We start from the raw sequence: 10703 nt of genomic DNA, 5'->3' as shown, positions 1-10703 counted from the left end.
CGTCACAGCCAACCCGCCAGGATCGGGTACGCCCACCGGAACCGTCACCTTCACCGGACCCGGCGGACTCAACCAAACCGTCCCCGTCAACGGCAGCGGACAGGCCTGCTTCACCAGCACCACCCTCCCCACCGGAACCGTCACCGCCACCTACAACGGCGAAGGCCCCTGCTTCGCAGGCTCCGCCGGCACCGTCGCCGTCACCCGGAATGAGGCGTCGTCGACGACGACAGTGACCGCGACGCCCAACCCGTCGGTCTGCGGCCAGTCCGTCACGGTCTGCGCCACCGTCACAGCCAACCCGCCAGGATCGGGTACGCCCACCGGAACCGTCACCTTCACCGGACCCGGCGGACTCAACCAAACCGTCCCCGTCAACGGCAGCGGACAGGCCTGCTTCACCAGCACCACCCTCTCCACCGGAACATTCACCGCCGTGTACAGCGGTGAGGACGCCTGCTTCACCGGCTCCATCGGCACCGTCGCCATCACCCGGAACAAGGCCGCGAGCACGACGTCGGTCACGGCCACACCCAACCCGTCCACCTGCGGCCAGACGGTCACCGTCTGCGCCACCGTCACCGCCAACCCGCCAGGATCGGGTACGCCCACCGGAACCGTCACCTTCACCGGACCCGGCGGACTCAACCAAACCGTCCCGGTCAACGGCAGCGGACAGGCGTGCTTCACCAGCAACACGCTGGCCAGCGGAACCGTCACCGCCGTCTACACCGGAGACAGCTGCTTCCTCGCCTCCACCGGCACGGTGAGCGTCACCGCCGCGGGCACCCCGACGACCCTGACGGCACCGCCGGCACAGATCCGCCTGCGCACGAACGGCACGTTCGTCATCCCGGCGATGAGTGCCACACTCAAGAACGCCATCACCAACGCACCCATTCCCGGGCAGACGATCACCTTCAGGGCCAACACGGCAGGCGGACCGGTCGTCCTGGGAACCGCGGTCACCAACGCCAGCGGTGTCGCGACTCTCGCCCCGCCCAACAAGACGGTCCCGGCCGTCGTGATCACAGCGAGCACGTACACGGCCTCCTTCGCGGGAGCGCCCTGCCTCAACTCGTCCTCGGCCACGGCACCGCTGACCTTCGTGCCGTGGCCCCTCCTCCCCTGATTCCACACCGCACCACCACGCCGGGCCGCATCCAGCGGCCCGGCGTGGCCCTTTGTTGGGTTGTGCGCTTACCGGGTACGGGAAAGCAGCACGAGCCCCCGGCCGGGAGGCGGGGGGCTCGTGCTGTGCGGGGCGGCGGGCGGAGCGTCGTGACGACCCCTCACCGAAACCGGGGACCTATGTTTTGCTGTGTCAGCGGTTCACGCAGAGGCCGCCGAACGCCGGGTTCAGGAAACCGGCAGCGGCGTTGAGGGTGGTGCCGCAGCCGTTCGTCTGCACGGTGGTGACGGGCTGCGTGACGTTGCCGGAGCCGGTACCGGGGGACCCGAACGCGGAGCCCTTGACGACGCCCTCGTTGGCATCGATCTTCTTGATGTAGTTCGACCAGTTCTTACGGCTCTTGTCGGACACATGCTTCTTCTGCCCGTGGCCCTTGGCCTTGCCTCCGTCGTGGGCCACAGCAGCGCTCGCACCACCGGCCAGCAGACCGGCCGCCACACCGACGACAGCGATGCTTTTGATCGCCTTCATGACTTGACTCCCTCAGTACGCGTGTGCTGCCACCCATGCATCGCAGGCGGCTATCTACCCAACGCACCCGTGATGTCGGGGTAACTGATGGTCACTCGAATGGCCCCGGGTCCCCTATCGGCCTGGTCGCGGAGGCGGTGCCCAGGACGGGCACCCGGACCCTCGGATGATCCATTGGGGGACTGTTGTCAACGCCTGGCGGGTATGCCCATGACTGCGCTCCGCCCGCCGTCGGACCGCGTCCGTCCACCGTCGCGGGGCGGGCGGGTCCGTTACCACCAACAGGGCTCCAGACATACGGGAAACGCGCCCGGCGACACGGACGCGTTTTCCCTTGGTGACACAGGCTGTCGGGCAGTCGCCCCGCGAAATTTCCTCAGCACTCTTGCGCTGACATCGAACGAGGCGGCCACCTTTTCGGGACAACACCCTTTCCCGTCACGCCACCGGAGACATTTTCCGCGCTACCGTGGGCGGGAATTCCGCAAATCCCGCCGGTAAGCCTCCGAATGCAACTCAGCAGGGTGATCTGCCAACCGCCGACGCCGACTCCCCAGGATTCGAAGACCGCTTTCTTCTCTTCCCGGTGACATTCTGTCCGGACGTCTGAACAGCCTGGTCGGCCGCATTAGAACGAGAAGTTGAGGAAGCTGTACTCCGACGCGTCGCTCCACGCGGTGTTGTTCTCCCCGTTCTGGCAGCACATGGAGATGCTCGATGGCATATTCCGTATCGCCCGTTTGCCGGACACCGCAGCTCTACGCCGCCCCCTCGCCGGCTTCGCCTCGCCGAACTTCGCGCCGGAAGGGACGGTGAAATGCAGGCCGAGCCCGCTTCGGATCGCATGTCACGAGCTGAAGGCTCTTGTCCGGGCGGGAGCGGTGAAACGACGGGATCCGTCCGCACGGCGTCACCGCGGGGACGGATCCCGTACCGCGCCGGTGGTTGCAGCACGGAGGTTCCTACACGCCGGGGTCGGGAAAGAACGGCACCCAGGCGGCGCGATCGCGGTCCCTTGTGAGCGACCGTCACCCGTTCGGCCCGCATGGCATCCACAAGGCCGTGACGCGCGATGCGATACGGCGTTGAGGTGGAGAAGATGACGGCCGGAGCGAGGCCCGGCCGTAAGGCGGGCCGAGGCTGCTTCCCCGACGAACAGCGCCCGGCTCGCCCCCTACCCCTCGCTCCCCCGCCGACGACATTCCGTCTCCCTCGCGGAAGCAGCCTTCCGTCCGGCGGGGGAGCGAGGCCCCGGCTCAGGAGACCGACAGGACCGCCGTGGCCGGGGCCTTGGCGCCTCAGGGCATCGACGCCGGTGCGAGCTCTCTGTCCTGGGCGGGAGGCCCTGCCGGGCTCGTACCGGCGGTCCGGGCCTTCAACGCCTTCTCCAGGCGCTGGATGTGGTGGTACTGAACGCGGGCCGTGCGCTGCAGGGCCATGACCGCCTGAAGGAACTGGTCCATCTCGGCGGCGCGGGTCAGGATGTCGTCGGGCACCCGCTCGTCGCGTTGGCAGACATCCGCGTCCTGGTGGAGTACGACATGCGCCCAGTCGCGGCTGACCGGTTTGAACAGCGCCGGATGGTTGGCCACGATCCTCGCGCGGATGGCCAGATCGTTCTCAGCGGCTTCGAGGTGAAGGCCCGTGTCCTTGTTGCGCGCCCCGAACAGCGGCTCATGGATGTGGTAGGCGTCGAAGCCCTTTTCAGCGCACCCGATCCAGAAGTCCCAGTCCTCACCGGCCCGCATGTCCTCGTTGTAGCCGCCCACGGCCTCCCAGGCCTCACGGCGGTAGAGCGAGCAATAGAACATGATCAGCCGCTGGAGGAGCAGTTCCCTGCTGTAAGCGGGAAGCGGCAGGACCTGCGGGGGCAGATCGTCGTCGGTGAAGGCGAAGACATCGGTGGAGGCGATGGTGATGGCCGGGTCGCTGTCCAGTACCGCGGTGGTCTTCTCCAGCATGGTGGGTGCGATCACATCATCGGCGTCCAGCGGCAGGATGTAGCGGCCGGTGCTCGCCGCGATACCGGTGTTGCGGGCGGCGGACACCCCGGCGTTGGCCTGCTCGAGCAGGCGGATACGCCGGTCGGGATGCCGGGCGATGAGGGATCGGGCCACATCGGCGCTGTCGTCGGTGCTGCCGTCGTCGACGATGACGAGTTCCCAGTCGCCGAACGTCTGGGCCAGCACGCTCTCCAGCGCCTGAGGGAGATAGCGGCCGTAGTCGTGACTGGGAATGACCACGGAAACCGCCGGGTTGGAGCTGTGACTCATGTGCCGTCTTTCACTTCGAGCGGGAGGGAATCGATTGCTGCCGTATCGACGCGTTCGAGGCCACGGACGGATGCCCGCGGCCTCGAACGTGGCCTGGTCCTTGTCTCCGGCCCTCGGCTACTCGGATGCTGCGACAACGCAGCAGACGGGCCTGGGGCACTCCGCCGGCCTTCGGCCGGGGGGACACCCCACCCAGACGGAGTCCGGGGGAGCGTGGGCCAGGCGGGATGTGTCAGAGAGGGCCTAGGGCGTGTTTCGAAAGTAGCGCCGTCCGCCCGAAGGGCGGGGGTCGCGGCGGCTGGTGCGTGCGATCGCAAGGCGGAGGGTCGTCCTCGTACTGGGCGTACTCGGACGAGCCCGACAACGCAGCGAGCGTGCGTGCCAGGCGTCGCGGGCCAGGCGGGACTTTCGAAACACGCCCTAGTGCTCGAAGACCGATGCCAGGACGTCCCTGGCGAACTGGGCCTTCTGGGCCTCGGACCCCGGCAGGTCGTAGTTGAAGAAGGTGGCGTTGGCGACCGGCGGGCAGTGGTTCCCGTAGTCGACGATGGTGACGTTGCCCAGCGGCGGGCAGTGGTTCCCGTACCCGTGGTCGAAGAACGGGATATTGCCGATGGGGTCGCAATGCCCCAGTCCGTAATCCACCCATGTGATGTTGCCCAGCGGGGGGCAGTGGTGGCCGTCTCCGTAGCTCGCCTTTTCGTGCGAATCCGCGGGCACGTTGTTGTCCAAGCCATTGGAGTTGGCGAAGGCGGCCTCCGCGGAGTTGAGCAGTCCGGCGGTCGCCAGGGCGGCAGGGAGAGCCAGGGAGGTGATGAGGCGGGTTTTCACTGTGGCGCCTTTCTTTTCTCTGAGAACCGGTGGCGGCTCGCGATTCCAGCGAGGCCGACGGTGACCAGTGGGCACAGATTAAATTTGAGAACCCTATGCGTCAAAGCAACTACTCCATGTTGCCTAACCTCGTGGTGTCGCCTTTTCAGGGATTGCCGGGACGGCAGCAGCTTCCGGAGATCAGGAAACCGATACGGTTTCGCTCCGGAGTTCCGAGGGACGGTGGGGATGCAGCACTTCGAGGGTGGGCAGCGCCCAGCAGGCTGTTCCCATGTCCCGTGCCAGCGCCGCCATTCCCTCGGTCTCGATCAGGCGCTGATAGGGGAAGGGCGGAAACATCAGGCCGTCGCGGTGCAGGTCGGCACGGATCAACAGGGTGGCGCCACCGACCGAATCGACGCGGATGAGCCCCCGCTCGCGCAGGTCCTCGAGATAGATCCGGCCGAATCCCCTGGGCGGTTGGAGGATGCCGTCACGCATCCATTGCGACCAGTTCAGGGCACCGGCCCCGGGTCGCAGTACGAAGGTGTTGAGGTCGTACGTTGGGCCGGCAGGTGTGGTGACGCAGTGCGGGACGACGATGTCCTTGCGCGCCCCGAGAAGGCGCTGGATGAGATCGGCCGGATAGCCGGCCACATCGACGTCGAGCCAGAGCACCCACTCCTCATCGGCGAGGGCATGGGAGACCAGATGGTTGCGGGCCTTGGCCAGCACCGACCGGCGCTGCCGTTGGACACCTGTCTTCCAGCGCGGTCCGGCTGACGGGAAGTCGAAGTCCTGTCGCACCAGGGTGACGCGCCGGTACTCCGCCCGGAGTTCGGGGAGAGCCTCCTGAAGCACCTCCCAGGTGCCGTCCCGGCTGTCGCCTTCCAGGAAGCCGAGGGAGATCGCCTCCCGCGGGTAGTCCAGGGCGGTCAGGTTCCTCAGATAGCGGGGCAGAAAGGTCGCTGCGTCCTTGACCGGGGTGAGCACCAGTACGGGGGGCCGTTCGCTCGCCGGCGCCGGCGCTGGTTCGCTGATCCGGGCCTCCCGCTCCGGCAGTTCGGCGACGGGTTCGGTCTCCGCGTGCACGAGCTCCCGCGGGGCGATCGGCAGTCGCGCCGCCATGGCCAGCACGCGCTCGGCGTAGGCGCCGCCACCGTCGCAGACATCGGTCGCCACCTCGAAGTGCCGTGCGAAGTGGGAGGCGTCGAAGGTGTTGTTCTCGTGGAACACATAGGTGTACAGCTCCGGCGCGTCCACGGAGACGACACGGCTGGTGCGCACCATCTGTTCCGCGACCGGAGTGTCCTCGCCACGGCGCTGCGCCGGATAGCGCGCGAGTTTCTCCTTCGCGCACACCATGGAGCCCTCCCACAGGCGCGCACGGGAGACGGCGATCTTGCGCCGGGCGGGCCACCACAGCCTCTCCCGGGCGAGGAAACATGCCTCGGCGCCCAGGGAGAGGATCGCCGCCATCTGCACCTCGAGCCGCTCCGGGTCGTACAGGTCGTCATCGTCCCATTGGCACACATAGGGACCGCCGGCCTGGTCCACGGCGACATTGCGCAGCGCTCCGAGGGGCTGCCCGTCCGGCGGTAGACGGTGAAGCCGGATCCGTGCGTCGTCCAGCGTGCGGACATGGCGTTCGAGAGTGTCATCGGCGCTGTCGTCGACCACGACCAGTTCCACGTTCGGGTAGGTCTGGGCGCGGAAACAGGAGATCGCCCGCTCGGCCAGCGACGGGCGGTCCTTGGTCACCATCAGGCACGACACTCTCGGCGCGGGCGCCCCCGAGGCCCACCTGCGGCGTTGTGCGTCGAGGTCGAGTGCGCCGTCCGCGAAGGGCTGCATGTCCTGGCTCGCCCAGAATCTGACTCTTCTCGCCGCCGTGTTCCGCGGCGTCCAGGTGGAGTCGGTGGCCCAGCTGCCCGACCAGTGGTGCATGGCGTACGCCCGGTCGCGGTCGACCTCCTGGGGCCCGAACAGCTCGGTGGCGTAGGGGCTCAGCGCCGGATACAGCAGCTCGGGGCCCAGTACGGTGATCGAGTCGGGCTCTGGGTGAGTCGCGATGGTGCGGGTGAGCCAGAAGGGACCCGTCGCGTCCAGGGTACCGGGCATGCGGTGGGCCCCCACCAGCTGCCGGTGCGCATGGGCCCAGAAGGGATGGCCCGGGCGGGAGGCGATGAACGCATTGCCGACGACACGGTCGAGGCCGCGCTGACGGGCCAGCAGCAGCCGGGTGTGTGCCTCGGGTTCGCAGCCGAGCACCAGCTCACGTCCGGCGAGGAGTTCCTGTACGGGCCTCAGACACTCGAAATCCATATCCACGTACAGTCCACCGAAATGATCGAGGAGAAAGTACCGGATCGCGTCCGCCCGCATGATCGCCTCTGGGTACCCGTCGTAAATCGGCAGGAACCAGGGATAGTGTTCCTCGAGGAACTCGCGATTGTCCGCGTCGGTCCACAGCCGGTATTCCCAGCCGGGGTGGTGCCGTCTCCAGGAGTCGGCCCACACCTTCCATTTCGGCGGAACGTCCGCGTCCTTCCACGTCTGGTGGATCAACGCGGGAATTCTCTTCTGTGCAGGCATCCGGACAGTATGCCCGAGCCGCATTCGCGGCCATTCCGGTCCGGCGGCCCGGTGGCGCGTCAAATCTCTTGCAAACGGCGCGTACTGACTCGACGGAAGTTACGGAGGGCCCGCGGGGACAATCACTCGCTCGGCCCATCCACCCGACTCGGTCCGGACCTCGGGACCAGTGTGCGCGCTCATGCCACTGGGGAGTGCATACAAGGGGCCGGCCTGCCGGCCGGCCCGGCGTACGGGATGGTGGGAGAATCAGGCCGCCATCGGCTCGGATTTGGCCACGACCAGCCGCTGTCCGGGCTTGATGACGTCCGGGTTGGGAATCCTGTTCCACTTGACGAGTTGCTCGACCGTTGTCCCGAACCTGGCAGCAATGGCCGTAAGCGTGTCACCGGACTTGACCGTGTAGAAGGTCTCGTGGGGCGAGTCCGCTTTGGCGACGACCAGCCGCTGTCCGGGCTTGATGACGTCCGGGTTGGGAATCTTGTTCCACTTGACGAGCTGCTGGACCGTCGTGCCGAACCTGGCAGCAATGGCCGTGAGTGTGTCACCGGACTTGACCGTGTAGAACGTGAGGTTGCTCTCTTGTGTCGTCATATTTCACACGATAGGCGCAAAGAGCTCATGTCGCTCGCCGAGAGATCCGCGACCACCGGAGGGGCCCGGAGCTCGCCGCGTTCCGCCGCCCTGGAGGGAGCCGCACGCGATACGCAACCGGTCGTCGGAGGCCGTCGCTCCGAGCCGTAAAGGAACGCTCAGCATTGAAATGTGACGGGCCATCATGAGGTGATTGCGCGTCGAAGTTCCGGAACTGCGCCCCACGCCGGGCCGAGTGGCCGCGGAGATCGAGGCGGTGCCCCGCCACTGCCCGGATCCCGCGCGGCGCCGAGCTCGCGACCGACAGGAGGGCAGGGAGCTCCGCTGCCGACACTGACACTGCCCGCCGGTTGCGGCAGCTGCGGAATGCGGAGGCCGCCCAGGCGGGGAAGGCACGACGGTTCCGGCCGGCAGCGCGTCGCAGCAGGTCACCACGGACCGCTCGCCACCCGTAGCGGACAGCAAACGAGCGCCACGATTCGCGCACGTGTTCTAATGGCGCGTACCATTGTCGATATGGCGATCCACCTGCAAGGCTCTCTCTTCGATGAGGGCGATGAGGTCGGCCTCCGCTCACTTGATCCCGTCCAGCGCACGACGCTCGGCCGCGGAGCGTGGATCGACGTCCTGCCGGGCTGGCTGACCGGCGCCGACACGCTGTTCGAATGGCTCGCCACGCGCGTCCCCTGGCACGCTGAGCGGCGCACCATGTACGAACGCGAGGTCGACGTGCCGCGGCTGCTCTCCTTCTACAAGGAGAGCGACCCACTCCCCCACCCGGTGCTGACCGAGGCGCGCTCGGCCCTGAGCGAGCACTACGCCGCCGAACTCGGCGAGCCGTTCCGCACCGCCGGTCTCTGTTACTACCGCGACGGCCACGACAGCGTCGCCTGGCACGGCGACAGACACGGCCGCGGCAGGAGCGAGGACACCATGGTCGCCATCCTCTCCGTCGGAGAGCCCCGCTTCCTCCACCTGCGGCCACGCCAGGGCGGCGGTACGACCGTCCGGCAGGCGCTCGGCCACGGTGATCTCATCGTGATGGGGGGATCGTGCCAACGCACGTGGGACCACGCGATCCCCAAGACCGCAAAGCCGGTCGGGCCGCGCATCAGTATCCAGTTCCGTCCTCGCGACGTCAGCTGAGGCCTGTCGCTGGGGGCAGCGAACACGACGTGGACGGGGCCGACCGGGTCGCACGCGAAGGCCCGGAGAGGGGCGTCATGCCCGGAGATGCGCCAGCCCGGGGTGTGCCTCGGCGTAGCCGTCCACGAGCCGGCGGGCGACGGTCACCGAGTCGACGAGCGGATGCAGGGCGAAGGCCTTCACCGCGGTGGCGCGCGAGCCGCTCTCGGCAGCTGACATGACCGCGCGCTCGACCGCCTTGACACTGCACACCAGTCCGGTGGCGTGATCGGGCAGCGGTGCGACGGATACGGGATGCGCACCGCCCGCGTCCACGAAGCAGGGCACCTCGATGACGGCGTCCGTGTCCAGCAACGACAGGGTCGTGCGGTTGCGGACGTTGAGGATGAGGGTGGTGCGCTCGTTGCGGGCGATGGCCCGCATCAGGGCGAGGGCGACCTGTTCGTAGCCACCGGACTCCAGGTCGCAGGCGTCGCGTTCACCGGCCCCGGCCGCCTCACGGTTTTCGGCCATATACGTGGCCTCGCGCTCGGCGCGGGTGCGGTCCCAGGCCTCCAGGGCGGGCCCGTCACCGCGCTCCATCTCCGCGTAGAAACGCCGCTGCTGGTCGCGGAGGAAGGCGCCGCGGGTCTGCTCGGCCTCCTGCGCCGCGCGCACCGCTTCCCGGTTGAAGTAGTAGTAGTGCAGATACTCATTGGGGATCGCGCCGAGCGACCGGAGCCAGTCGGCTCCGAAGAGCCTGCCCTCCTCGAAGGAGGTGAGGGCGTGGGGGTCGGCCAGCAGCCGGGGCAGCTCGTCGCGCCCGGCGACGTACAGCCCGCGCAGCCAGCCGAGGTGGTTCAGGCCGACGTAGTCGGGCCACGCCTCCTCCGGGTCGGCGCCGAGTGCGCGGGCGGCCCGGCGGCCCAGGCCCACGGGTGAGTCGCAGATGCCGATGACACGGTCGCCGAGGTGGCGGGACATGGCCTCGGTGACGAGCCCCGCCGGGTTCGTGAAGTTGATGACCCACGCGTCCGGAGCCAGCGCGGCGACGCGCCGGGCGATCTCGACGGCGACCGGAACCGTACGCAGCCCGTAGGCGACGCCGCCCGCGCCGACCGTCTCCTGGCCCAGTACGCCCTCGGAGAGAGCGACGCGCTCATCGGCGGCGCGCCCGTCGAGCCCGCCGACGCGGATCGCCGAGAAGACGAAGTCGGCGCCCCTGAGGGCTTCGTCGAGGTCGGTGGTGACGGTGACGCGCGGCGCCTCCCCGGCCGTACCACCGGACTGCCGGGCACCGGCGGCCTGCTGGGCCAGGACGCGGCGGATGGCCGACAGCCGCCCGGTGTCGAGGTCGTACAAGGTCACATCGGTGACCCGCCCCTCGCCGTGGTCCCGGAGCAGGGCCCCGTGGACCAGGGGGACGCGGAAGCCGCCGCCACCCAGAATCGTCAGCTTCACGCCTCCGCCACCTCCACGCCCGCCTCGCGGAGCGCGGCGCGGGTCGCCACGTCCGACAAGGACTCTCCACGCTCACACGTGCCCGACTGCCGCCCATTCTGCTCGTACGCTCGGTCGTCGTCCCCGGCCCGCCCGGCCCTTCCTCATGCTGACGGCCGGGCGCCGTCCGTGGCCGGGGCGCC

The 10703-nt window shown here is 68.5% G+C and carries 8 protein-coding genes; 2 read left to right on the top strand and 6 right to left on the bottom strand.

The window, feature by feature from the left end; all coding sequences use genetic code 11:
* Nucleotides 1-1132, top strand: a 1132-nt coding sequence (locus ACTWQE_RS32495; protein ID WP_443332686.1) for an Ig-like domain repeat protein, incomplete at its 5' end; no start/stop codon positions are given.
* A gap of 192 nt (nucleotides 1133-1324) precedes the next feature.
* Here the strand turns inward: ACTWQE_RS32495 and ACTWQE_RS32490 are convergent.
* The 5 genes from ACTWQE_RS32490 to ACTWQE_RS32470 form a co-directional block, all read right to left on the bottom strand.
* A complete protein-coding gene (locus tag ACTWQE_RS32490; RefSeq protein ID WP_443332685.1) occupies nucleotides 1325-1663 on the bottom strand; it encodes a chaplin in 339 nt (112 codons plus the stop codon).
* Between the two features lie 1298 nt (nucleotides 1664-2961).
* Entirely contained in the window at nucleotides 2962-3936 is a 975-nt protein-coding gene (locus ACTWQE_RS32485) for a glycosyltransferase family 2 protein (RefSeq protein ID WP_443332684.1), read from the bottom strand.
* A gap of 420 nt (nucleotides 3937-4356) precedes the next feature.
* The gene (locus ACTWQE_RS32480; RefSeq protein WP_443332683.1) at nucleotides 4357-4767 is read right to left on the bottom strand and encodes a hypothetical protein; all 411 of its coding nucleotides are present in this window, start codon (nucleotides 4765-4767) and stop codon (nucleotides 4357-4359) included.
* A 180-nt stretch (nucleotides 4768-4947) separates the two neighbouring features.
* Nucleotides 4948-7341 carry a glycosyltransferase gene (locus ACTWQE_RS32475; protein WP_443332682.1) on the bottom strand — a complete coding sequence of 798 codons (2394 nt, stop codon included), beginning with the start codon at nucleotides 7339-7341 and terminating at the stop codon, nucleotides 4948-4950.
* 249 nt (nucleotides 7342-7590) lie between these two features.
* Nucleotides 7591-7935, bottom strand: coding sequence for a LysM peptidoglycan-binding domain-containing protein (locus tag ACTWQE_RS32470; RefSeq protein WP_443332681.1), 345 nt, complete (start codon nucleotides 7933-7935; stop codon nucleotides 7591-7593).
* 516 nt (nucleotides 7936-8451) lie between these two features.
* On the opposite strand from ACTWQE_RS32470, the gene ACTWQE_RS32465 reads away from it, so the two are divergent.
* On the top strand, nucleotides 8452-9081 hold the full coding sequence (locus ACTWQE_RS32465; RefSeq protein WP_443332680.1) for an alpha-ketoglutarate-dependent dioxygenase AlkB: 630 nt from the start codon (nucleotides 8452-8454) through the stop codon (nucleotides 9079-9081).
* Nucleotides 9082-9156: 75 nt separating this feature from the next.
* Here ACTWQE_RS32465 and ACTWQE_RS32460 read toward each other — a convergent pair whose 3' ends face one another.
* Complete coding sequence (locus tag ACTWQE_RS32460) at nucleotides 9157-10521, bottom strand: 6-phospho-beta-glucosidase (RefSeq protein ID WP_443332679.1); 1365 nt, start codon at nucleotides 10519-10521, stop codon at nucleotides 9157-9159.
* Between the last annotated feature and the right edge of the window lie 182 nt (nucleotides 10522-10703).

This window comes from Streptomyces sp. 8N706, assembly GCF_052245415.1.
GTDB lineage: Bacteria > Actinomycetota > Actinomycetes > Streptomycetales > Streptomycetaceae > Streptomyces.
This window is presented reverse-complemented; position numbering and strand designations above follow the sequence as displayed.